Below are 23,322 nucleotides of genomic sequence, written 5' to 3'. Positions count from 1 at the left end.
CTGCTCCCATGAATCCGCAAGCCTCCCTCTCGGCGCTCAACGAGCGCGTGGCCGCCGTCAACGACGTGCTCAACGCCACATCGATTCTCACCTGGGATTCCCGTACCATGATGCCTCCGGGCGGCGCGGAGACCCGCGGGCACCAGATCGCGACCCTCACGCGCCTTGCCCGCGACCTGCTGCTTTCGTCCGAGACCGAGACGGCGCTCGATGCCGCCGAACGGGCGGTGGAGGCTCTGCCCCAGGATGCCGCGGAGCGCCGGATGGTGACGCAGACTCGCTTGGCCCTTGAGCACCACCGCCGGGTGCCTGCCTCCCTCATTCAGGAGCGGGCGGCTTTGCGCACGGTCGCTCATTCCGCCTGGATCGAGGCCCGCGCGAAAAGCGAGTTCTCCATCTTCGCGCCCTATCTCGCCAAGACGGTGGAGCTGTCGCGGTCTTACGCCGATTGCATCGGCTGGTCCGAGCATCCCTACGACGCGATGGTCTCGATCTACGAGCCGGGCGAGACGGCTGCGAGCCTCATAAGACTGTTCTCGACCCTGCGTTCGGGCCTGCTGCCGATCCTGGCCGCCGCCCGTGCGAAGCCTGCTCCCCGCTCCGACTTCCTCTTCCGGGACTTCCCGGAGGAGGGCCAGCGCGCCTTCGGCTTGAGCCTTGCGGAAAAGCTCGGTTACGACCTTCAGCGCGGACGTCTCGACACGACCGTGCACCCCTTCGAGGTGTCGTTCACCCGCAACGACGTGCGCATCACCACACGCTACAGCCGCAACTACCTTCCGGCCTCGATCTTCGGCACGGCCCATGAGACCGGGCACGGCCTCTACGAGCAGGGTGTGGATCCGGCCTATACCCGCACGACGCTCGCGACTGATCTCGTCGGGCTTTACGCCGTCGGCGGCACGAGCTTCGGCGCGCATGAATCCCAGTCGCGCCTGTGGGAGAACCACATCGCGCGAAGCCGCACCTTCTGGCAGCTGCACTTCCCGGATCTGCAGCGGTATTTCCCGGATCAGCTCGGAGACGTGAGCCCCGAGGAGTTCTATCGCGCCGTCACCCGCGTCGAGCCCGGCTTCATTCGCGTCGAGGCGGACGAATTGACCTATGATCTCCACATCATGCTGCGCGTCGACATCGAATGCGCCTTGATGGACGGCTCGCTCCCGGTCCGGGATCTGCCTGCCGCCTGGAACGCCGCCATCAAGCGCGATCTCGACCTCGACGTCCCGAACGATGCCCGCGGGGTCCTGCAGGACGTCCACTGGTCCACCGGATATATCGGCTCCTTCCCGACCTACACCATCGGCAATGTCATGGCGGCGCAGGTGATGGAAACCTTGCGCCAGCAGGATTCCTCGCTCGACGCCGCCATCGAGGCCGGGGATTATTCCGGCCTTGCGGAGGCGCTCTGCAGCCGGATCTGGCAGCACGGACGCCGCTTCATGCGCGACGAACTGCTCGAGCGCGAGACCGGCCGCCGCCTCGATCCGGCGCCGTATCTCGCCTATCTCGAAGCCAAATACGCACAGTAAAAGGCACGCCTCAGGACCCGGCCTGATCCCGCCGGCTTGACAGGGCCCGGCATCCTCGGATGCTGGCCTCCCGATCAGCTGTCAGTCCGGTCCAACCATGAGCTCCACCCGAGACAGGCTCGAAGACATTCTGGCGCGCCTCTCCGAGCGCGCCGATGACGAACGCGTGTTCCTGCGCGTGTATCACGCCGCCGCCCGCGCCGCTGCGGATGCCGCCGATGCACGGAGGGCGGCCGGCGTTTCGCTCGGGCCGCTCGACGGGGCTATCGTCTCGATCAAGGACCTGTTCGACGTGGCGGGAGAGACGACCACCGCGGGGTCCTTCGCCCTTCGCGATGCTCCGCTCGCATCGGCGGATGCAAAGATCGTCCGCCGCCTGCGACAGGCGGGCGCCGTCATCATCGGCAAGACGAACATGGTGGAGTTCGCCTTCTCCGGGCTCGGCCTCAATCCTCATTTCGGCACGCCGGGCAACGCTGTCGATCCCGAGCGCATTCCCGGAGGCTCCTCTTCAGGAGCGGGCGTCTCGGTGGCGGAGGGCACGAGCGAGATTTCCATCGGCAGCGATACGGGCGGATCGGTGCGCATCCCGGCGGCGCTCAACGGGGTCGTAGGCTTCAAGCCGACGGCGCGCCGGGTGCCGCTCGACGGGGCTTTTCCCCTCTCGCCCAGCCTCGATTCCATCGGCCCGCTTGCGCTGTCCGTCCAGGACTGCGCCTTCACGGATGCCGTCATGGTGGGGGAGGAGCCGCCGGTGCTCGATCCCTTGCCGCTGGAGGGGCTCAGGATCGGCGTCCCCCGCGGACGTCTCTTCACGGAGAGCGAGCCGCTGGTGGAGGACGCCTTCGAGACGGTCCTGAGCGGCCTGTCGGAGGCCGGAGCGCACATCGTCGAGCACGACATCGACGACCTTCTTGAAGCCATGGCGGAGACCACCGTCCAGGCGTCCATCGCCTCCATCGAAGCCGCCGAGGTTCATGCGGACTGGCTCGACACGAAGGCGGACGAGATCGATCCGCGCGTGCGCTGGTGGATCGTGCGCAGCGGGGCGGTGCCGGCTCCGGCCTATATCCGCATGCTCCGCCGCAGGAAGGCGCTCGTGGCTGCCATGGACGAGCGGCTTGCGCCCATCGACGTGCTGGCGCTGCCGACGACGGCCATCTCCGCCCCGCTCATGGCGCCGCTGGAGGCGGATGACAGGCTCTACAACAGGATGGACTGGCTGATCCTGCGCAACACCATGTTCGGCAACCAGTTCGACCTCACCGCCATCTCCCTGCCCATCCCCGGCTGTCTCCGCCCGGTCGGCCTGATGCTCGTGGCGAGGCACGGGCAGGATCGTCAGCTGCTTGAGATTGCAGCCGGAATCGAGCAGGAATTATCGCTCTAATCGGGATGCGTCACGTCAGGCCTTGATCGCACGGGCAAGCGACAAACAGGCCGAGATGCCGTCCTCCAGGATCTGCTCCGAGAGCTCCTCGTCGTCGACGGCCCGCGCCAGCTGGATCATGCCGATCGTGCCCGAGATGATGGCCGTTGCGACGGACCGACGGGCTTCCGCGGTCGCCTGCGGAGGCAGCAGGGTTGCGAGCATCTCGATATGTTCGACGATGCTCTGCGTGAACATTTCCCTCACCGCCGGCGAATGCCTTGCAATGTCGGGCGCGAGGGCCGCGGCCACGCAGCCCGTCTGAGGACTGTCTCTGTGGCTGGTGCTCAGGTAGGCGCGGACGACGGCCTCGAACTTGTTCTCCTCCTTCTCGGCCACCGAGGCGATCCAGACCTTCACCTGCTCAATGGCGTCGCGCAGGGCCTGCTCGATCAGGTCGTCCTTGGACGAGAAATGGCTGTAGAACCCGCCATGGGTCAGGCCCGCGCCGGCCATGAGACCGGCAACGCCCGCCGCGCCCATGCCCTCCTTGCGGAGCTGTTTTGAGGCGACGTCGATGATGCGTCTGCGCGTGGCTTCCTTGTGACCTTTTCCGTAGCGCATGAGCTTGGCTCCTTGGACGAGGCAGGCAGTTCAGTCGGAGATCGGAATGCCTGAGTAATACAGTTGCAGGGCCGTAGAATGCAAGCCCTGCAAAGCTTCCGGCCGGAAGGGGACCGGGCTGGTCCCCAATTCGTTCGGGGCCCGCCGAAAAGGCCATAACACCAACATTTCAGGCATTCCCTATTGAAAAGCTACGTTTCGTAGTATTATGATCATCATGTAATAAGTTGCTTCCGAGAACAAGCCCTTCCATTCCCTAGAGGCATGAGCATCCAAGATGTCGAACATCAGCGCAGCCATCATTGCCTCTGCTCTGTGGAGGAGCTTCGGGCGTCTCTATCGTGAGGTGTCGTCGTCCAGGATCAGGATCGACGACCCTCGCGCCGTGGGGGAGGGCGCCTGGGCGGATCCGCTTTTCTTCGAGACCGCCGGTCGCGCATTCCGCGAGACCTCCCGCTCGGGAACGGCAAGATCCTCGACAGGGGCCAAAACAACCGGCGCACCCGCTTTCATGCTTCCGGGAGGACATGAGACAATCGAGAGCGAAGACATGACAAACTCCCCCAACGCCGTCTCGAAGCCAGTCACGCCGCCAGCATCCCCCAGTGCGAACCGCAATCTCAACTGGCGCAGCCAGATCGGCATTTCCTACGAGGACCGGAGCGCCAATCCATCTGCAAGGCCGGCTGCGTTGAGCGCCCTGAAACGGGCTCTCAGGGCCTGGAGAGCGAGTTGATCCCGACCCGGCGCTCTTGCTATCGATAGCCTGTGCGGTCGAGGGCACCGGATCGCCGACAACGCGTTATGTCTGTCCCGGACTGGGCACAGGGTGGAGCGGATCATGCGCAGGGTGCATCTCGGCCTCGGCTACGCGAGCATCGCACTCGGCGTGATCGGAATCGCGCTGCCGATTCTGCCGACGACGCCCTTTCTTATCCTGGCCGCCTGGTGCTTCTCCCGTTCCAACCCGGCGCTGGCCGAAAGACTCTATGGTCATCCGCGCTTCGGAAAGCTGCTGACGACCTGGCGCGATCAGCGCGCCATCCCGCTCAAGGCCAAAATCTTTGCGCTCGCTACTCTTGCCGGCTCCTATGCCCTGAGCGTTTGGCTGGTCGAGAGCAGATATCTGCCTTTCATCCTCGCCGGCATCATGGGCAGCGTGGCTGTCTATATCGCGACCCGCCCCAGGCCCGCTCCACAGGCGGATGTCGAGGCCGAGGATGCGTTTCACCGCTCCGGGATCGCGAACGGCCGCAGGCAGGGCGGGGCGATCAGGTGAAGGCCCCGGCGGCCAAGTGACCGCCCAGCATGAGCAGGCCGACGAAGAAGCAGAGCCGGAAGGCCCTCTCGCTCACGCGGCCGCGCACCCACTGGCCGAGAGCCATGCCCGCAAGCGCAGGCATGAGGGCCAGCAGTGATGCCGCCGCAGTCGAGGCCGCAAAAACCCCCTCCTGAGCAAGGGTCAGGGCCAGGGCAATGGTCGAGACGGTGAACGACAGCCCGAGCGCCTGGACGAGGTCGTCCTTCTGAAGCCCAAGGGCCTGAAGATAGGGCACGGCCGGGATGACAAAGACGCCGGTTGCCGCCGTGACAAGGCCGGTCCCTGCCCCGATCACGGGCGACAGCCAATTCTCGTGCTTCGCCGGAACGGAGGGACGGACCGCCGCCAGCCCGAGCGCTGCATAGACGATGAGGGCGAAGCCAAGGGCGATTGTCGCCTCATCGGCGGTGTCGCCCGTCATGAGACCGGATCCCGCCCAGGTGCCTGCGGCGATGCCGGCCATCATCGGCCAGAGGCGCCGTGCGGTGTTCCAGAAGCGCGGGCCCGCGGCAAGCTGCCAGATATTGGTGACGAGGGATGGCACGATCAGGAGGGAGGCTGCCTGCGCGGGCAGCATGACGATGCTCAGGAGGCCGACCGCCACCGTCGGCAGCCCGAGACCGATCACGCCTTTCACGAGGCCTGCGAGAAGAAAGGTGAAGCCTGTGAAAAACAGTGCGGTGGGGATGTCGGGCATGAACCGAATTGGCCACGGCCGCGAGCGTCCGTCCAGGGGATTGCGGGCTCGACTCCCAGGCTTTCTCGCTGTGCAATGGATACTCGGCTTCGCCTCAACCTGTCCGAGGTAGCCCGGTCGGGGTCCCGCCGCGGCGAGTTTACCTATGGACGGGCTCTCACGGGAACCGCACTATCACCGGCATCCGTCGATCCCCGGGGGAGTCGTGCCTCCGCATCACCATCCTGTCGCGCGCAAGCTCGCCGCCATTCTGGCGGCCGACATAGCCGGCTTTTCCAGGCTCATGGGTCGGGACGAGGAGGGCACGCTCGAACACGTCAAGCGGCTGCGCAGCGAGATCGTCGCGCCCAGTCTCGAGCGGCACCGCGGACGTCTCGTGAAGATCACCGGAGACGGCTTCCTGATCGAGTTCGGGAGTTCCGTCGATGCGGTCCGCTGCGCCGTGGACATCCAGGAGCGTCTTGCGCGTGAGACGATCTCCGACCGTGCCGAGCCTTTGCAGCTTCGCGTCGGCATCAATCTCGGCGACATCATCGTCGACGAGGACGGCGATATCTATGGCGACGGGGTGAATGTCGCCGCGCGCCTCGAACAGCTGGCCGAGCCCGGTGCGATCTGCCTTTCCGGCAAGGTGTACGAGGAGGTCAGGGACAAGCTGCCCTATGCGTTCGAGGATGAAGGCGAACGCCGGGTCAAGAACATCGCGCGGCCACTGAAGATCTACCGGATCGCGCCGCCAACGCGGACGACCGCGACGCCGGGCAGCGCTCACCCTTTTCCTACCCCGCGCGACATGCCGTCCATCGCCGTGCTTCCGTTCACCAACATGAGCGGCGATGCCGAGCGCGAATTCTTCGCCGACGGCATGACGGAGGACATCATCACCGCTCTGTCGCGCCTGCGCTGGCTGCTCGTCATCGCACGCAATTCCACCTTCGCCTACAAGGGCAGGGCGGTGGATGTGCGCCAGGTCGCACGCGACCTCGGCGTCCGCTATGTGCTCGAAGGCAGCGTCAGGGCGTCGGGCAACCGAATCCGCATCACCGGGCAGCTGATCGACGCCGAGAGCGGCAAGCATATCTGGGCCGAACGCTACGACCGGCTCGTCGAGGATGTCTTCGCGGTCCAGGACGAGATCACGGAGCATGTGGTCGCCGCCATCGAGCCCCACCTCTATGCAGAGGAGGGCTACAGGGCCCAGAGCCGGGCGACCGAGCGCATCGATATATGGGGCCTCGTGGTTTCGGCCCTGACCCTCATCAACAGGGCCACACGCGAGGCGAACCGGGAGGCGCAGATTCTTCTGCACCGCGCCATCGCCATCGAGCCCGGCTATGCCCGCGCCCACGCCATCCTGGGCTGGGCGATCTGGTGGGAGACCTTCTGTTACTGGCGACCGCCGGAGGAGGGATTCCGCGAGATGATGGAACTCGCCCGGCGTGCGCTCGCCCTCGATCCGCAGGAACCCTGGGGCCGCATGATCTTCGGCTTCTCCCTGAGCACGACAGGCCACCATGACCGCGCCCTGGAGCAGATGCGCGGCGCTCTCGACATGAACCCGAGCTGGGCGCTGGGGCGCACCCTCTACGGCGTGGCCTTGCTCCGGGCCGGATACGCAGCCGACGCCGTCAGCGAAACGGGCCGGGCCGTGCGCATGAGCCCCCTCGACACCTTTGCCGGCATCTACACGGCCTTTCACGGCCTGACCCTGCTGGGAGACCGCCGCTTCGAGGAAGCACTGCCCTATCTGCGCCGTTCGGTGCTCGTCTTCCCGGAATTTCCGGGGCACTGCAATGCGCTCATCAGCTGCTGTGGTCATCTCGGTCTCATCGAGGAGGCGCAGGCCCAGCTTCAGCATCGCAACCGCATCGGACCGCCGCTGACCTTGGAACAGATTCGGCGAAACCTGCGCCATCACGCCCACTGCGCGCTTTTCGTCGAGGGACTGGCGAAGGCCGGGGTCCCCGAACACGATGCTGGCTCGAAGGAGGATCGGTCGACGGCGCTGCCGTAGGTTCGGTTTGTCCCTCGCCGTTCGGGCCCCATATCGCTTCTGGAGCACTTTTTCGGCGAAGTGGATCCGGTTCGCCATTCGAGCAGATGGAGATGCGACATGCTGGAGATTCTTCCCGCCCCGGACGCCGTTCTCGCCATGCGGGCTTCAGGGCGAATCGACGAAGCCGATATCGAGCGCGCCATCCTGGCCGTGGACAACGCTCTCGCTACTCGGGACCGGATCGCGGTCTATGCCGAGATCGGCATTAACGGCATGACGCCCGGGGCGCTCGCCTGCCATCTGAGCTACGGCTTCGGCAAGCTGCGCGAACTGCACCGCTTCCCGCGAGCGGCCGTGGTAACCGGCCAGGACTGGGTGCGCTGGGTCGCACAGGTGGAGCAGGCGGTTCTGCCCGGAATCGAAGTGAAAATCTTCCCGCCGGCCGAGAAGGATGCCGCGCTGGCCTGGGCTTCGGAGCCGCTGCCGCCTCCCGCTGCCGAGCCCGAACCGGTCCAGCCCTCCATCCGCCCCATCGGGACGACGAAGCCGGATCTTGTCGCCTTCGAGGTTGACGGCCGGATTGGAGCCGAGGATATGCGCCGCCTGATCGCGACCTTCAATCAGGCCATGGACGAACATCACAGGCTGCGCGTTCTTGTGCGGGTCCGTGATTTCGACGGCGTCACGCTCGATGCGCTGCGCCAGGAAGGCCTTATGGCGGCCAAGATGAGAGGCTGGGGCAAGGTCGAACGCTATGCGCTCGTGGGCGGGCCCGCATGGATGGAGGGAGTGACGGCCAGTGCGGCGCCATTCGTCGGCATCCAGACGCGTCGCTACGAGCTGGCGGACGAGGCCCAGGCCTGGAGCTGGCTTGGAGGCGAGCCGGCCGACGGCGGCAATCAGGCGACCTGACCTCGACAGCGACGGCGCTTCCGGGGGTGACATCGATGAAACGGTTGCACGCAAAGTTCACAGCAGTGCTTCTCGGCTTGGTCCTGGCGCTCGGCGCAACCAGCCTTGCGGCCGCCCAGGCCCTGTCTCCCATGACCGTGCAGGAGCCGCAGGGAAGGGCCCTCGTCGAGCGCCTGCGCCATGGAGGGATCGTGTTGTTCTTCCGCCATGCGGATACGACGGGCATGCCCTGCGACCGCACCTACCGGATCGGCGAGCGTGCTGGTCAGCGAAATCTTTCGCCGGAAGGGCGCGAGCAGTCGCGCCGCATCGGCGAGGTTCTCCGGTCTCTGGAAATCCCGGTCGCAGATCCGGTCCTCGCAGGGCCCGTGTTCAGGGCGCGCGACACCGCCGAACTCGCCTTCGGCTCCGATCGGGTCGCGGTTACGGACAGCCTGCTTGCGGATGATTACGCCGGCCGTCGGCTGGAATGGGTTCTCGGCGGGCACCGGCGGCTGCTCACGGAGCCCGTTCCCGCCGGCGTCAACCGCGTCCTGGTCGGCCATCGGACCCCGGCCATCATGGTGCTTGGTTCGCGCGTCGGCGGAGAGGCCCTCCCGGAAGGAGCGGCGCTCGTCATCGAGCCCGGAAACGAGCCGCGCGTGCTCGGGATTCTCCTGCTTGCGCCGATCCCGGACAGGGGCTTTCACGGCTGCTGAAAGCGACTGACGCCTCTTGCATCACGTCTTTCAATCCCCATATCAGGCTGACCCAGCGGACATTTTTGTGGACTTCGAAGCGGCGGGCGTCACCGCGCGCTTCGTTGGGACCGTGCCAGGACGGATGTAATCCGGCCCGGTCCGAGCCTGCTCTCGCCTGACGATGCGAGCGCCCGACTGGACCCGATCAGCCCAGGCCCGTAGCTGGCGCGGCAGGAGATGCAACGCATCCCGCCCGTTCGCCCCGGAGCCTGGGCTTTTCCTTTTGTCCCGCTCTCGGGCCCGGCCGGAACCGCTCCCATCCCGCTCCGTTGACAGATCGTTGTCGATCTGAGGAGTGCATCATGGATCCCTGGCATCTGATTGCGAACGATCACGTCAACATCGTCAGCCTCTGCAGGGACATCCTCCGTGCGCCTGACGGCGTCAGGAGCCGCGAGCGGCTTTTCAACCAGCTCAGCGATCAGCTTCGCTGGCACATGGAGGCCGAGGACGACAGCCTCTATGACGCGCTCGAGGATGACGACCGGACGAAGCGCCTGATCGACGAGCTCGAGGACGAGCACGAGGAGATCGAGGAAGAGCTCGGCCGGCTGGCCGGCGTGCGCCACAAGGGCAGCCATGAATGGACCCAGCGCTTCGAGGATTTCTCCTATCTCCTCGACCAGCATTTCTACCGGGAGGAGCACGAGCTCCTGCCCCTGGCGCAGCAGATCATCGGCCCCGAGGACGCCCAGGATCTGCTGCACGACTTCGCGGAGGAGAAGATCGAGGAGATCCGCGAATCCCGGCCCGGCCTCTTGGGGGCGGTTCCGACCGGCCTGATCGTGGTCGCTCTCCCCGGTGCGGCGGTCGGCGTAGTGGCTTTCACGGCCTGGCGCAGGGGCTCCCTCAACGACCTCATGGTGCGGCCGCCGGTGCGGCGCTATCTGTCCCGCGCTCCGATGCTCAACCGTGTCACGGATTTTTTCCGCAGCGGCGACAGGGGTTCACGCCGGCACGAAACCGATGTGCTCAAGGACATCGCCAAGCGGACCCGCTGCCCGGTCCACGACGTCTCATCCCGCCTGCAGCTTCCCATCGGCCGGACCTATGCCATCGTCGCCAACCTCGAACGCCAGGGCCTCGTGCGCTCCGGCTACGGGGAGGGAGGCAGTCACGAGAAAATGGTGGCGATCACCACCCGCGGGCGCGAGGCGGTGCAGCACTGAGAGGGAGCCGGCGGCTCCGTCGGAATGTCAGGGGAAAGAAGGACTTGGTGGAGCTGAGGGGATTCGAACCCCTGACCTCTGCAGTGCGATTGCAGCGCTCTCCCATCTGAGCTACAGCCCCGGTCTGGAAAAAGACCAAGCGGCGGACTTTTAGGCCCCGGGGCTCCCCTCTGTCAATCGGCCGGAAGGGCGCGCGCTTCGTCTTTTTGGCGGATAAACTTGGCCTTGGAGGGGCTTACGGGTTGTTCCCGGCGTCCTGCAACGCTACATGAGCAACGCCCCATCCTGACAGGTTTCCCATGCGCTCTCTGCTCGAAGTCATCCTGCTGGCCCTGCAGCTCTACACCTATCTCATCATCGCCTCGGCGATCCTGAGTTGGCTGGTGGCCTTCAACGTCGTGAACATGCGCAACGATTTCGTCCGCTCGATCGCCAGCTTCCTCGATGCGGTGACGGAGCCTGCCCTACGGCCGATCCGGAGCATCCTGCCCAATCTCGGCGGCATTGATATTTCGCCGATCATCCTGATTCTCATCATCATCTTCCTCCAGAACATTCTCATCAGGATCGCCCAGCAATATATCCCGCCGGCCCTGCTCTGAAGGATTGCGCCATGCCCTGGCGCAGCCGTCCCGACGGGCTCGAGGTTCGCGTCCGGGTGACGCCGAAGGGAGGGCGGGACGCAGTCGACGGGGTCGAGACCCTCTCCGACGGGAGGCCGGTGCTGAAGCTGCGGGTGCGGGCGGCTCCCGAAGACGGGGCGGCGAACGAGGCCGTCAGGCGCCTTCTGGCCAAGACCCTGAAGGTCCCCGCCTCGGCGGTGAGCCTGGAGACGGGCGCGACCGCCCGGCTCAAGACGTTTTCGATTGCGGGCGAGGCCGAAGCCCTGGCCGCCGCGCTCGCCGCTTTGACAGGACGGACGAACCCATGAGCGCCAACATCATCGACGGAAAAGCCTATGCGGAAGGGCTTCGCGCCCGGATCGCGGATGCGGTCCGCGCCCTCTCTGGCCAGGACGTGACGCCGGGGCTGGCGGTCGTCATCGTCGGCGAGGACCCGGCGAGCCAGCTCTACGTGAAGAACAAGGCCCGCCAGACCGTCGAGGTCGGGATGCGCTCCTTCGAGCACAAGCTGCCGGCCTCCACCAGCGAGGCGGAGCTTCTGGATCTGGTGGCAAGGCTCAACGCCGATCCGGCGGTCGACGGCATCCTGGTGCAGCTGCCGCTGCCGAGGCAGATCGATGCCCAGAAGGTGATCGAGGCCATCGATCCGGCCAAGGACGTGGACGGATTTCATCCGATCAACGCGGGCCGCCTGTTGACCGGCGTGCCGGGCCTCGTCTCCTGCACGCCGCTCGGCTGCCTCCTCCTCATCCAGTCCGTCCGCCGGGATCTCGCCGGGCTCGACGCCGTGGTGGTTGGGCGCTCCAACATCGTTGGCAAGCCGATGGCGCAGCTTCTGTTGGCCCAGAGCTGCACGGTGACCGTCGCCCATTCGAGGACGAAGGATCTCGAGCAGGTCTGCCGCCGGGCGGATATCCTAGTGGCCGCCGTCGGGCGGCCCGAAATGGTGCGGGGCGATTGGGTGAAGCCCGGCGCCACCGTGATCGACGTCGGCATCAACCGTGTGCCGAATCCGGCTGCGGGCGAGGGCAAGACGAAGGTGGTCGGCGACGTGGCCTACCAGGAGGCTTCGCAGGTCGCCGCGGCCATCACGCCCGTCCCGGGCGGCGTCGGGCCGATGACCATCGCCTGCCTTCTGCACAACACGCTGGAGGCAGCCTGCCTTCGGCGCGGGCTTCCCTTTCCTGCGCTATAAGTCAGCCGCGCTCACGGTTTTTCGGCCAGTTCCTTAAGCGCATTGGCCTGCTTGCGCATGAGCTGACGGATGAAGGGGGAGAACAGACGGGCCACCGCTCGGATGAACAGGCCTCCGAACACCGCTGTCAGGCTCTGATCGAGGTGTGTAACTCCCGAAGAGGAGCCTGAGAGACGGCAATCCAGGGTCATGGCCGTGGAGCCCCGCGTCATACGGACCCGCAGGTGCGACGAAGGCTCGTAGGCCAGGATCTCGCCGTCGTATTCGTTGACCTGACGGCCCTCGCGGATCCGCTGCTTGAAACGCGTCCCCACCCCGTGCGGCTCCGGGGTGAGATAGATCCGCTCCTCCGTCCCCTGCGCCCATTGCTTCACCTTGTCCGGATCGCTGAGATGAGCGAATACGCGCTCCCGGGGCGCCTGGATTTCGATGGAATGCGTGAGGATCATGGGCGGCTCGACTGCTTGACCGCCGAATTGAAACACTATTTCGAGACTATTTCCAGCATGACGGGAGGATCGCCGGACGGCGGCTCAAACGCCATCTCGTCGCAAGTGCTCCACCAGCTGCCGCGCCGAGGGGGGCAGCTCCTTCAAGGACCTGATGCACAGGGTCAGGTCGCGGGCGGCCCAGGCATCCTCCAGCGCGACGATGGCGATGGCCGTGGTGCGGGCGGCGCGCTGGGCCGTGGTTTCGGGGACGATGCCGACGCCGACGCCCGCCTCCACCATGCGGCAGACCGCATCGAAGCTGCGCAACTGCACCCGCAAACGCAAGGGGACGCCGATGCGGGCCGCCTTGCCCGCCAGGAACCGCTGCAGGGCGCTCGCCCGATCGAGGCCGACGAAGTCGTGCTCCAGCACCTCGGCGAAGGCGATGCCGGGACGGGCGGCGAGGGGATGGCCCTGCGGTACGACCAGCACGAAGCGGTCGCTGCGGAAGGGGTAGGTCTCGAGCCGGCCGGTATCGACCGTGCCCGCTACGATGCCGATATCGCCCACGCCCTCGGCGATCAGCCCCACGATCTCGTCGCTCAGGCGCTCCTCGAGATCGATGGAGACCTGCGGATGGCCGGCGAGGAAGGCCCCCAGCGCCTCGGGCAGGAATTCGGTAAGGGCGTTGGTGTTGGACAGAATCCGGATCTGGCCGGCAAGGCCCCCTGTGAAGGAGCCCAGATCGTCCCGCAGGCGCTCGGCCTGGGCCAGCATGGCCCGGGCATGCTGGAGCAGGGTGCGGCCTGCGGGGGTGGGCGTCACGCCCTGGCGGTTGCGCAGGAGAAGGGGCGCACCCAGCGACTTTTCCATGTTGCGGATGCGGGTGCTGGCGGCGGCGAGCGCCAGATGGGCCCGCTCCGCCCCGTGGGTGATGCTGCCCGCCTCCACCACGTGGCGGAAGAGGCTCAGATCGGTTAGGTCGAACTGCATGGGACTCCCTTCGTCGTTCGCGAAGGTAGATAAGAATAATTACAAATTGCGTAGAGGGCGAGCTTAACGCACATTTCGCCGCTGACGAAGTGTGCCTGCTGTCGCCCTGTCGTGCGGAAGGCGCATTGCGGTGTTGCCGCGCATCCGATAGGAACCGTTCCAAACTAGGCGCGACACACGGTCGCCGATCAGGAGTAAACCCATGGCTGAGGCGAAAACGGCCCCCAGGCCGCTGTCCCCGCATCTTCAGATCTATCGGTGGAGCTGGACGATGGCCATGTCCATCTTCCACCGCATCACGGGCGGGGCCCTCTATGTCGGCATCGCCCTCCTTGCCGTCTGGCTCGTGGCCCTGGCCTCCGGTCCGGACGCCTTCGAGGCCGTGCAGGACTTCTTCGGCTCGCCCCTCGGGCTCCTGATCCTGTTCGTCTACAGCTGGATCCTGATCCACCACATGCTCGGCGGCATCCGCCATCTCGTGTGGGATTTCGGCTACGGCATGGAAGCCACCCAGCGGATCAACATGGCCCGCTTCACCCTCATCGGCTCGGTCACGCTCACCATCGTGCTCTGGGCCGCCGCCTTCCTGCTCGGCTAACGGGAGACGCACCATGGTTGACAATCGCTACGACACCAGCCGCTCCATGCGCACCCCGCTCGCCCGCGCGAAGGGTCTCGGCGCAGCCGGTCACGGCGTGGAGCATTGGTGGCTCCACCGCATGACGGCGGTCTCCAACATTCCGCTCATCATCGCCTTCGTCTTCATCGTCGCGACTCTCGCCGGCAGCAATTATGCGGAGGCGATCGCCATCGTCTCGCATCCTCTGGTGGCGATCATCCTGATCCTCGCCGTGCTCTCGGTCACGAACCACATGCGGCTCGGCATGCAGCTGCCGATCGAGGACTACATCCACCAGAAGGGGTGGCTGCTTGCGGCGACCATCGCGAACAACTTCTACGCTGCGGTCATCGCGGTTGCCTGCCTCTACGCCATCGTCAAAGTCAGCCTCGGCCGCATCGTTTAAGGAACATCATCATGGCTCAAGCAACGAACGGCGCAGCCATCAACGGCAAGGCCTACACGATCGTCGACCACACCTTTGACGTGGTGGTGGTGGGCGCGGGCGGCGCAGGTCTTCGCGCCACCGTCGGCTGCTCGCAGGCCGGCCTTCGCACCGCCTGCATCACCAAAGTGTTCCCGACCCGCTCGCATACGGTGGCGGCTCAGGGCGGCATCTCCGCATCGCTCGGCAACATGGGCCCGGACGATTGGCGCTGGCACATGTACGACACCGTGAAGGGGTCGGACTGGCTCGGCGACCAGGACGCCATCGAGTATCTCTGCCGCAACGCGCCCGCCGCCGTCTATGAGCTGGAGCACTGGGGCGTTCCCTTCTCCCGCACGGCGGAAGGCAAGATCTATCAGCGCCCCTTCGGCGGCATGACCACCGAATACGGCAAGGGCACCGCCCAGCGCACCTGCGCCGCCGCCGACCGCACGGGCCACGCGATCCTGCACACCCTCTACGGCCAGGCGGTGCGCAACCAGACCAACTTCTTCATCGAGTACTTCGCCCTCGACCTCATGATGAACGACGAGGGCCGCTGCATCGGCGTCGTCGCCCTCAACATGACGACGGGCGAGATCCACCGCTTCCGCGCCCACATGACGATCCTCGCCACGGGCGGTTATGGACGCGCGTATTTCTCGGCGACCTCCGCCCATACCTGCACGGGCGACGGCAACGCCATGGTGCTGCGCGCAGGCCTGCCCCTGCAGGACATGGAGTTCGTGCAGTTCCACCCGACCGGCATCTACGGCGCGGGCTGCCTCATCACCGAAGGCGCGCGCGGCGAGGGCGGTTACCTCACCAACTCCGAGGGCGAGCGCTTCATGGAGCGTTATGCTCCCTCCGCAAAGGACCTCGCCTCCCGCGACGTGGTCTCCCGCGCGATGACTATGGAGATCCGCGCAGGCCGCGGCGTGGGCAAGAACAAGGACCACATCTATCTCCACCTCGACCATCTCGACCCGAAGATCCTGCACGAGCGCCTGCCCGGCATCTCGGAGAGCGCGAAGATCTTCGCGGGCGTGGACGTCACGAAGGAGCCGATCCCGGTCCTGCCGACCGTCCACTACAACATGGGCGGCATCCCCACGAACTATCACGGCGAAGTGCTGACGCTCAAAAACGGCAACCCGGACACGGTGGTGCCGGGCCTGATGGCGCTCGGCGAGGCGGCCTGTGTGTCCGTCCACGGCGCGAACCGTCTCGGCTCCAACTCCCTCATCGACCTCGTGGTCTTCGGCCGCGCGGCGGGCCTGCGCTGCGCCGAAATCGTGGAGCCGAACGCCAAGCACTCCGACCTGCCGAAGGGCGCTGACGAGCTGGCACTCTCGCGCCTCGACAAGTTCCGCTATGCCAACGGCTCGACTCCCACCGCCGAACTGCGGCTCGACATGCAGAAGACCATGCAGAACAACTGCGCCGTCTTCCGCACCGGCGAGGTGCTCGAGGAAGGTAAGCAGCTCATCCACCAGGTCTGGAACAAGGCCGCCGACGTGAGGGTCACGGACCGCTCGCTGATCTGGAACACGGACCTGATCGAGACGCTGGAGTTCGACAACCTGATCGGCCAGGCCGTCGTCACCATGGAAGGCGCGGCCAACCGCCAGGAATCCCGCGGCGCCCATGCGCGCGAGGACTTCGCGGACCGGGACGACAAGAACTGGATGAAGCACACCCTCGCCTGGCTCGACGACACCACCCACAAGGTGACGCTCGACTACCGTCCGGTGCACACCTACACCATGTCGAACGAGATCCAGTACATCGAGCCGAAGGCTCGCGTGTACTAAGGAAGAACGCAACGATGGCTCAGTTCACGCTTCCCAAAAACTCAAAATACACCGAAGGTAAGACTTGGCCGAAGCCGGTCGGGGCTAACAACCTTCAGGAATTCCGCATCTACCGCTGGAATCCGGATGACGGCGCGAATCCGCGCATCGACACCTATTACATCGACCGGGACGATTGCGGGCCGATGGTTCTCGATGCGCTTCTGTGGATCAAGAACAACGTCGATGCGACGCTGACCTTCCGCCGCTCCTGCCGCGAGGGCATCTGCGGGTCCTGCGCCATGAACATCATGGGCAAGAACACGCTCGCCTGCACCCTCGGCATCGAGGATTGCGCGTCGGATTCGATCAAGATCTATCCGCTGCCGCACATGCCGGTGCTGAAGGATCTGGTGCCGGACCTCACGAGCTTCTTCGCCCAGCACGCCTCCATCGAGCCCTGGCTCCAGACGGAGACGGCGGCGCCGGAGACCGAGTGGCGGCAGACGCCGGAGGAGCGCTCCAAGCTCGATGGCCTCTACGAGTGCATTCTCTGCGCCTGCTGCACCACCTCCTGCCCGAGCTACTGGTGGAACGGCGACCGGTTCTTAGGTCCCGCGGCTCTGCTCCAGGCCTATCGCTGGCTCATCGACAGCCGCGACGAGGCCACCGGCGAGCGCCTGGACAACCTGCATGATCCGTTCCGGCTCTACCGCTGCCACACGATCATGAACTGCGCCAACACCTGCCCCAAGGGCCTGAACCCGGCGAAGGCCATCGCCGAGGTCAAGAAGATGATGATCGCGCGGGCCGTGTGACGCTTCCCCGCAACACCTTCTCGAAAAGGCGCCTCGTGCGCCTTTTTTTATGGGCCGCTATCCCATATGTCGAAATTCGGATCTTTCCGCCCTAGGATCCTATTCCGGCGTCTGGAGAAAGGTGCCGCTAGAGGCCGCCGACGACGGCCAAGGATGACGAGGACAATGATGAGAAGCTCGCTCTGGATCGTGACCGCAACGCTCTGCTCCGCCCTGGCGCTCGGCGCATGCTCCTCGAGCCGCCTCGGAGGTTTCGGCGGCTCCCCGACCCGCGGCGCCATGGCCGCTCCCCGCGCCTCCGAGCCCGTCGAGGCGGTGCCGTCCGGGCCGGTCGAGGCCTCTCCGCTGCCGCCCATCGACGGTCAGCCGCTGCCCCCGGTCGCGGGAGCGCCCATGGCCCCGGGCATCATGGATGCGCCTCCCGGCACCGACATCGCCGGTCTGCCCCCTGCCGCTCCCCCTCCGGTCGTCGCCGCTCCGGCTCCCGCCGCTCCCACCAGCCGCACCGCCATGGTCGGCACTTGGACCGCCCGCGAGGCGTCCGGCGGCACCTGCCGCGTCCAGCTGTCGAGCTCTCCTGCGCTCGACCTCTACCGGGCTTCCACCTCTGGCTGCTCCAACCAGGACCTGTCCAAGGTCAACGCCTGGGACTACCGGGACGGCGAGGTCTATCTCTACCAGACCGGCGGCTCGGTCACGGCGCGCCTGCGCGGCTCGTCCTCCTCGCTCAGCGGCGCTCTCTCCAAGTCCGGCGCACCGCTGAGCCTTGGACGATAAGACATTTGAGCCTTGGACGATAAGACATTTGCGCTTGGGTGAGGGGAGCGGTATCGGTCAGTCCGTGACCGAGCCTCATCTCACCTCTCCCCATTCCATCACGGCCCGATACGACGCCCTCGTGGCGTCGGGCGCCATCGAACGCGACCCTGCGCAGGTGGCGCTGCTGAAGCGCCTGGAGGCGCTGGCAGGAAGCCTTGGCTCCTACCGGCTCGCCCGCAAGCCGAGCGCTCTCGGCTGGCTCTTCGGCAAGAAGAATCCCGCGCCGCCCAAGGGGCTCTATGTCTGGGGCTCCGTCGGGCGCGGCAAGACCATGCTCATGGACCTCTTCTTCGAGGCGCTGCCGGTGAGGCGCAAGCGCCGGGTCCATTTCCACGCCTTCATGGCGGACGTTCACGAGCGCATCCACGCCTACCGGCAGAAGCTTAAAGCAGGAGAGGTCAAGGGAGACGATCCTATCGGCCCCGTGGCCGATGCCCTGGCGGACGAGGCCTGGGTCCTCTGCTTCGATGAGTTCACGGTCACGGACATCGCCGACGCCATGATCCTGGGGCGTCTCTTCACGGCGCTCTTCTCCCGCGGGGTCGTGGTGGTGGCGACCTCCAATGTGGAGCCGGGCCGGCTCTACGAGGGCGGTCTCAATCGCTCGCTCTTCCTGCCCTTCATCTCTCTCCTGCAGGAGCGGATGAATGTGGTGAAGCTCGAATCCCGCACGGATTTCCGCCTTGAGAAACTGGCGGGAAGCCCGGTCTTCTATGCTCCGGCCGACGCGCAATCCCACGAGGCTCTGACGAAGGCCTTCAAGCGCCTCACCGGTCGCGAGCACGGCAAGCCCCTGACCCTGACCGTCAAGGGCCACCCGGTCGAGGTGCCCGAAGCCGCGAGCGGCGTCGCACGCTTCTCCTTCGCGGATCTCTGCGCCAAGCCCCTGGGTGCGGCCGACTACCTCGCCGTGGCGGAGGAGTTCCACACGGTCGTCCTCGAGAACATCCCGAAGATGACGCTTGAGCGGCGCAACGAGGCCAAGCGCTTCATCATGCTCATCGACGCACTCTACGACGCCCACGTGAAGCTGCTCGCGTCCGCGGAAGCCGAGGCGCCGGATCTCTACCAGGCCGATACGGGGCGGGAGGCCTTCGAGTTCGACCGCACCGTATCCCGCCTCATCGAGATGCGGTCCGAGGAGTACCTGTCGCTCCCGCATGGAAGGATCGACTCGGCCGATGAGGGGCAAACGACGGGGCTCGTCGAGACATGAGGCGGCCCCGCGGCATCCCTGCCCGCATGGCGGAGGCTGCCGTTCCGGCCGATACCCGGCTTCTCGCCATCGCCGCCGATCAGCTCAAGCGGTTCGGGCCGCGCCATGTGACGGTGGTGAGCATTGCGGATGCGGCCGGCATGACCCATGCCAATGTCTACCGCTACTTTGCATCGAAAGCCGCGCTGATCGATGCCGTCGCGGAGCAATGGCTCCGGCGGCTCGAGGCCATCATCGCCGAGATCGCGGATGCCCCCGATCCGGCCGACGACAAGCTGGAGCGCCTGCTCCAGGCCTGGGCCCGCACCCACCGGGAGCTTCTGGAGGAGGATCGGAACCTCTTCGACGTCTATTGCGCCGCCACGGAAACCTCCCGTCCCCTGATCCGGCGGCACCGGGCCCGGATGCGGCAGCTGATCGAGCGGGTCCTGGACGAAGGCATCGTGACCACCAAGTTCGACCCGCGGGACCGGGAGAGGGCTCTGGCCTTCATCAGCGATGCGGTTTACCGCTTTATCAATCCCCTGACCGTCCGCCTGGATGCGGAGGTGCCGCAGTATATTCTCGGCCAGCGCTTGGCCGCCATGATCCGCGTGATCCTGCGGGCGCTCGCCAATGGCAGTGTCTAGGCCTTGTTACAAATTCTCGAAAATGTAACATGAATTTTCGGAATGGTTAGCATCAGCTAACCCCATGAAGTTCAAGCGCAAACGGAGAGGGTCGGGCCTTCTGGGGGGCTCTCGATGGCCTAAACCCTTGCCGTTTAACCTTTTGTTGGCTTGAAGCGGTCCCATTTCTCGTGTCAAACAGCGCCACCTTTTAGGAAGGCTTGCGCCTCATCAACACCCAAGGACAAACCATGGCCCGGAAAAAGATCGCGCTCATCGGCGCTGGCCAGATCGGCGGAACCCTCGCCCATCTCGTCGGCTTGAAGGAACTCGGCGACGTCGTTCTCTTCGACATCGCGGAAGGCATTCCCCAGGGCAAAGGTCTCGACATCGCGGAATCCGCGCCGGTCGACGGGTTCGACGCCAAGTACAAGGGCGCCAACGACTATGCCGCTATTCAAGGCGCTGACGTGATCATCGTCACCGCCGGCGTGCCGCGCAAGCCCGGCATGAGCCGCGACGACCTCATCGGCATCAACCTGAAGGTCATGGAAGCCGTCGGCAACGGCATCAAGCAATATGCCCCGAACGCCTTCGTCATCTGCATCACCAATCCCCTCGACGCCATGGTGTGGGCGCTCCAGAAGTTCTCGGGCCTGAAGCCTGAGAAGATCGTCGGCATGGCCGGCGTCCTAGACTCGGCCCGTTTCCGTCACTTCCTGGCCGAGGAGTTCAACGTGTCGGTCGAGGACGTGACCGCCTTCGTGCTCGGCGGCCACGGCGACGACATGGTGCCCCTGGTGCGCTACTCCACCGTCGCCGGCGTTCCGCTGCCCGACCTCGTGAAGATGGGCTGGACCTCCCAGGAGAAGCTCGACGCCATGGTCGAGCGGACCCGCAAAGGGGGCGGCGAGATCGTCAACCTGCTCAAGACCGGCTCGGCCTTCTATGCGCCGGCTGCTTCCGCCATCGCCATGGCCGAGAGCTATCTCAAGGACAAGAAGCGCGTCCTGCCCTGCGCTGCCTATCTCACCGGCCAGTATGGCGTGAAGGACATGTTCGTGGGCGTGCCGATCGTGATCGGCGAGAACGGCGTCGAGCGCATCGTCGAGGTTTCGTTCTCCGCCGAGGAGAAGGCCATGTTCGAGAAGTCCGTTGCCTCGGTGCAGGGCCTCGTGGACGCCTGCAAGCAGATCAACCCGGCTCTGGCCTAAACCTGACACGTCATGGCCGGCCTCGTGCCGGCCATCCAGGTCTTCAACCGCTGACGCGGAGAGAAACGAATGAACATCCATGAATATCAAGGCAAAGCCATCCTGAAGGAGTTCGGCCTGCCCGTCTCCAATGGCCGCGCCATCTTCTCCGCCGACGAGGCGGAAGCCGCCGCCAAGGAACTCGGCGGCCCGCTCTGGGTGGTGAAGTCCCAGATCCATGCCGGCGGCCGCGGCAAGGGCAAGTTCAAGGAGCCTGAGGCCGGCGAGAAGGGCGGCGTGCGCCTCGCCAAGTCCGTGGACGAGGTGAAGCTTTTCGCCCAGCAGATGCTCGGCAAGACGCTCGTCACCGTGCAGACCGGCGAAGCGGGCAAGCAGGTCAACCGCCTCTATATCGAGGACGGCTCCGACATCGAGAGCGAGTTCTACCTCTCCATGCTCGTGGACCGCGCCACGGGCCGCGTCGCTTTCGTCGTCTCGACGGAAGGCGGCATGGACATCGAGCAGGTCGCCCACGACACCCCTGAGAAGATCCTGACCTTCTCCATCGATCCCGCCACCGGCGTGATGCCCTATCACGGCCGCAACGTCGCCAAGGCGCTCGGCCTCGAAGGCTCGCTCGCCAAGGAGGCGGGGGATCTCGTGACCAAGCTCTACAAGGCCTTCACCGCGAAGGACATGGAGATGCTCGAGATCAACCCGCTCATCGTCACCAAGGACGGCCACCTCAAGTGCCTCGACGCCAAGATCTCCTTCGACTCCAACGCCCTCTACCGTCACCCCGAGGTGATGGAGCTGCGCGACATCACCGAGGAGGACGAGAAGGAGATCGCGGCCTCCAAGTATGACCTCGCCTATATCGCGCTCGACGGTACCATCGGCTGCATGGTCAACGGCGCGGGCCTCGCGATGGCGACGCTGGACATCATCAAGCTCTACGGCGAGGAGCCGGCGAACTTCCTCGATGTCGGCGGCGGCGCATCGGAGGAGAAGGTGACGGCGGCCTTCAAGATCATCACCGCCGATCCGAACGTGAAGGGCATCCTCGTCAACATCTTCGGCGGCATCATGAAGTGCGACGTCATCGCCCGCGGCGTTCTCGCCGCCGTGAAGGCGGTCGGCCTACAGGTTCCGCTGGTGGTGCGCCTCGAAGGCACGAATGTCGAGGAAGGCAAGAAGATCATCCGCGAATCCGGCCTCAACGTGATTCCGGCGGACGACCTCGACGACGCCGCCCAGAAGATCGTGAACGCCGTGCGCGGCGGAAAGTAAGGTTTCGAGCTGATGTCCATTCTCATCGACAAGAACACCAAGGTCATCTGCCAGGGCTTTACCGGCAAGAACGGGACCTTCCATTCCGAGCAGGCCATCGCCTACGGCACCAAGATGGTCGGCGGCACCTCGCCGGGCAAAGGCGGCTCCACGCACCTGAACCTGCCCGTGTTCGACACGGTGCGCGAGGCGCGCGAGAAGACCGGCGCCGACGCCTCGGTCGTCTATGTTCCGCCGCCGGGCGCTGCCGACGCCATCTGCGAGGCGATCGACGCCGAGATCCCGCTCATCGTCTGCATCACGGAAGGCATTCCGGTGCAGGACATGGTGCGTGTGAAGCGCGCCCTCGACGCCTCGAAGTCGCGCCTCATTGGCCCCAACTGCCCCGGCATCGTGACCGCCGGCGAGTCTAAGATCGGCATCATGCCGGCCAACATCTTCAAGCCCGGCTCGGTGGGCATCGTGTCGCGCTCCGGCACGCTCACCTACGAGGCCGTGTTCCAGACCACCAACGAGGGCCTCGGCCAGACGACCGCGGTCGGCATCGGCGGCGATCCGGTGAAGGGCACCGAGTTCATCGAGATGCTCGACATGTTCCTCTCCGATCCCAAGACCGAGTCGATCGTCATGATCGGCGAGATCGGCGGCTCGGCCGAGGAAGAGGCGGCCGAGTTCATCGCCCGCGAGGCCAAGAGGGGCCGCAAGAAGCCGATGGTCGGCTTCATCGCCGGCCGCACGGCTCCCCCCGGTCGCCGCATGGGCCATGCCGGCGCGATCATCTCCGGCGGCAAGGGCGGGGCGGAAGACAAGATAGCCGCCATGGAGGCTGCGGGCATCCGCGTGTCCCCGTCTCCGGCCCGCCTTGGAAAAACCTTGGTCGAGGTTCTCAAGGGCCGATAACCGACAAAGGGCCGCCCCGGCACAGGGGCGGCCAACT

25 protein-coding genes and 1 tRNA gene are annotated in these 23,322 nt (G+C 65.7%); 21 read left to right on the top strand and 5 right to left on the bottom strand.

The window, feature by feature from the left end; all coding sequences use genetic code 11:
- The first annotated feature begins 8 nt into the window (after window positions 1–8).
- A complete protein-coding gene (locus LG661_RS03305; RefSeq protein WP_230530444.1) occupies window positions 9–1,532 on the top strand; it encodes a carboxypeptidase M32 in 1,524 nt (507 codons plus the stop codon).
- A 97-nt stretch (window positions 1,533–1,629) separates the two neighbouring features.
- Window positions 1,630–2,922, top strand: a complete 1,293-nt coding sequence (locus tag LG661_RS03300; protein ID WP_230530443.1) for an amidase — start codon at window positions 1,630–1,632, stop codon at window positions 2,920–2,922.
- Window positions 2,923–2,937: 15 nt separating this feature from the next.
- On the opposite strand, the gene LG661_RS03295 is transcribed toward LG661_RS03300, so the two are convergent.
- Window positions 2,938–3,525: a TetR/AcrR family transcriptional regulator gene (locus LG661_RS03295; RefSeq protein ID WP_230530442.1), complete on the bottom strand. Its 588-nt coding sequence runs from the start codon at window positions 3,523–3,525 to the stop codon at window positions 2,938–2,940.
- Between the two features lie 277 nt (window positions 3,526–3,802).
- On the opposite strand from LG661_RS03295, the gene LG661_RS03290 reads away from it, so the two are divergent.
- Together LG661_RS03290 and LG661_RS03285 are read left to right on the top strand one after the other, a co-directional pair.
- Window positions 3,803–4,261: a hypothetical protein gene (locus LG661_RS03290; protein ID WP_230530441.1), complete on the top strand. Its 459-nt coding sequence runs from the start codon at window positions 3,803–3,805 to the stop codon at window positions 4,259–4,261.
- Between the two features lie 105 nt (window positions 4,262–4,366).
- Complete coding sequence (locus LG661_RS03285) at window positions 4,367–4,804, top strand: YbaN family protein (protein ID WP_230530440.1); 438 nt, start codon at window positions 4,367–4,369, stop codon at window positions 4,802–4,804.
- On the opposite strand, the gene LG661_RS03280 is transcribed toward LG661_RS03285, so the two are convergent.
- Complete coding sequence (locus tag LG661_RS03280; protein WP_230530439.1) at window positions 4,797–5,543, bottom strand: sulfite exporter TauE/SafE family protein; 747 nt, start codon at window positions 5,541–5,543, stop codon at window positions 4,797–4,799. The genes LG661_RS03285 and LG661_RS03280 overlap by 8 nt on opposite strands.
- Window positions 5,544–5,748: 205 nt before the next feature.
- Here LG661_RS03280 and LG661_RS03275 point away from each other — a divergent pair, with 205 nt between their 5' ends.
- The 4 genes from LG661_RS03275 to LG661_RS03260 all read left to right on the top strand — a co-directional run bounded on the left by LG661_RS03275 (window position 5,749) and on the right by LG661_RS03260 (window position 10,360).
- Window positions 5,749–7,557 (top strand): adenylate/guanylate cyclase domain-containing protein, encoded by a 1,809-nt coding sequence (locus LG661_RS03275; RefSeq protein WP_230530438.1) that lies wholly within the window; start codon window positions 5,749–5,751, stop codon window positions 7,555–7,557.
- A 99-nt stretch (window positions 7,558–7,656) separates the two neighbouring features.
- Window positions 7,657–8,451: a SpoIIAA family protein gene (locus LG661_RS03270; protein WP_230530437.1), complete on the top strand. Its 795-nt coding sequence runs from the start codon at window positions 7,657–7,659 to the stop codon at window positions 8,449–8,451.
- 35 nt (window positions 8,452–8,486) lie between these two features.
- Complete coding sequence (locus LG661_RS03265; RefSeq protein ID WP_230530436.1) at window positions 8,487–9,149, top strand: histidine phosphatase family protein; 663 nt, start codon at window positions 8,487–8,489, stop codon at window positions 9,147–9,149.
- Window positions 9,150–9,493: 344 nt separating this feature from the next.
- On the top strand, window positions 9,494–10,360 hold the full coding sequence (locus tag LG661_RS03260) for a hemerythrin domain-containing protein (protein WP_230530435.1): 867 nt from the start codon (window positions 9,494–9,496) through the stop codon (window positions 10,358–10,360).
- 45 nt (window positions 10,361–10,405) lie between these two features.
- Here the strand turns inward: LG661_RS03260 and LG661_RS03255 are convergent.
- Window positions 10,406–10,481, bottom strand: a tRNA-Ala gene (locus tag LG661_RS03255).
- A 178-nt stretch (window positions 10,482–10,659) separates the two neighbouring features.
- Here LG661_RS03255 and LG661_RS03250 point away from each other — a divergent pair.
- The 3 genes from LG661_RS03250 to folD are packed head-to-tail and all read left to right on the top strand — an operon-like array spanning window position 10,660 to window position 12,178.
- Entirely contained in the window at window positions 10,660–10,962 is a 303-nt protein-coding gene (locus LG661_RS03250) for a YggT family protein (RefSeq protein ID WP_230530434.1), read from the top strand.
- A gap of 11 nt (window positions 10,963–10,973) precedes the next feature.
- Window positions 10,974–11,291 (top strand): DUF167 family protein, encoded by a 318-nt coding sequence (locus tag LG661_RS03245; RefSeq protein WP_230530433.1) that lies wholly within the window; start codon window positions 10,974–10,976, stop codon window positions 11,289–11,291.
- On the top strand, window positions 11,288–12,178 hold the full coding sequence (gene folD, locus LG661_RS03240) for a bifunctional methylenetetrahydrofolate dehydrogenase/methenyltetrahydrofolate cyclohydrolase FolD (RefSeq protein WP_230530432.1): 891 nt from the start codon (window positions 11,288–11,290) through the stop codon (window positions 12,176–12,178). The genes LG661_RS03245 and folD overlap by 4 nt, the downstream gene beginning before the upstream one ends.
- Window positions 12,179–12,189: 11 nt before the next feature.
- Here the strand turns inward: folD and LG661_RS03235 are convergent, their stop codons facing one another.
- A complete protein-coding gene (locus LG661_RS03235) occupies window positions 12,190–12,627 on the bottom strand; it encodes an SRPBCC family protein (protein WP_230530431.1) in 438 nt (145 codons plus the stop codon).
- A gap of 84 nt (window positions 12,628–12,711) precedes the next feature.
- Window positions 12,712–13,602: a LysR family transcriptional regulator gene (locus tag LG661_RS03230; RefSeq protein ID WP_230530430.1), complete on the bottom strand. Its 891-nt coding sequence runs from the start codon at window positions 13,600–13,602 to the stop codon at window positions 12,712–12,714.
- 202 nt (window positions 13,603–13,804) lie between these two features.
- Here LG661_RS03230 and sdhC point away from each other — a divergent pair, with 202 nt between their 5' ends.
- The 10 genes from sdhC (at window position 13,805) to sucD (ending at window position 23,285) form a co-directional block, all read left to right on the top strand.
- Window positions 13,805–14,200, top strand: coding sequence for a succinate dehydrogenase, cytochrome b556 subunit (gene sdhC / locus LG661_RS03225; protein ID WP_230530429.1), 396 nt, complete (start codon window positions 13,805–13,807; stop codon window positions 14,198–14,200).
- Window positions 14,201–14,213: 13 nt separating this feature from the next.
- Window positions 14,214–14,627 (top strand): succinate dehydrogenase, hydrophobic membrane anchor protein, encoded by a 414-nt coding sequence (gene sdhD, locus LG661_RS03220; protein WP_230530428.1) that lies wholly within the window; start codon window positions 14,214–14,216, stop codon window positions 14,625–14,627.
- 11 nt (window positions 14,628–14,638) lie between these two features.
- The gene (sdhA, locus tag LG661_RS03215) at window positions 14,639–16,462 is read left to right on the top strand and encodes a succinate dehydrogenase flavoprotein subunit (RefSeq protein ID WP_230530427.1); all 1,824 of its coding nucleotides are present in this window, start codon (window positions 14,639–14,641) and stop codon (window positions 16,460–16,462) included.
- Between the two features lie 14 nt (window positions 16,463–16,476).
- The gene (locus LG661_RS03210) at window positions 16,477–17,259 is read left to right on the top strand and encodes a succinate dehydrogenase iron-sulfur subunit (RefSeq protein WP_230530426.1); all 783 of its coding nucleotides are present in this window, start codon (window positions 16,477–16,479) and stop codon (window positions 17,257–17,259) included.
- A 165-nt stretch (window positions 17,260–17,424) separates the two neighbouring features.
- Entirely contained in the window at window positions 17,425–18,036 is a 612-nt protein-coding gene (locus LG661_RS03205) for an AprI/Inh family metalloprotease inhibitor (protein WP_230530425.1), read from the top strand.
- A gap of 64 nt (window positions 18,037–18,100) precedes the next feature.
- Complete coding sequence (gene zapE / locus LG661_RS03200) at window positions 18,101–19,294, top strand: cell division protein ZapE (protein ID WP_230530424.1); 1,194 nt, start codon at window positions 18,101–18,103, stop codon at window positions 19,292–19,294.
- Window positions 19,291–19,923, top strand: a complete 633-nt coding sequence (locus LG661_RS03195; RefSeq protein ID WP_230530423.1) for a TetR/AcrR family transcriptional regulator — start codon at window positions 19,291–19,293, stop codon at window positions 19,921–19,923. The genes zapE and LG661_RS03195 overlap by 4 nt, the downstream gene beginning before the upstream one ends.
- A gap of 230 nt (window positions 19,924–20,153) precedes the next feature.
- Window positions 20,154–21,116, top strand: coding sequence for a malate dehydrogenase (gene mdh, locus LG661_RS03190; RefSeq protein WP_230530422.1), 963 nt, complete (start codon window positions 20,154–20,156; stop codon window positions 21,114–21,116).
- Between the two features lie 69 nt (window positions 21,117–21,185).
- A complete protein-coding gene (sucC, locus tag LG661_RS03185; protein ID WP_230530421.1) occupies window positions 21,186–22,385 on the top strand; it encodes an ADP-forming succinate--CoA ligase subunit beta in 1,200 nt (399 codons plus the stop codon).
- A 12-nt stretch (window positions 22,386–22,397) separates the two neighbouring features.
- Window positions 22,398–23,285: a succinate--CoA ligase subunit alpha gene (gene sucD, locus LG661_RS03180; protein ID WP_230530420.1), complete on the top strand. Its 888-nt coding sequence runs from the start codon at window positions 22,398–22,400 to the stop codon at window positions 23,283–23,285.
- Window positions 23,286–23,322 lie beyond the last annotated feature (37 nt).

The organism is Microvirga roseola (assembly GCF_020866965.1).
Lineage (GTDB): Bacteria > Pseudomonadota > Alphaproteobacteria > Rhizobiales > Beijerinckiaceae > Microvirga > Microvirga roseola.
Note: the sequence above shows the minus strand (reverse complement) of the source record. Positions and strands in the feature narration are given on the sequence as shown.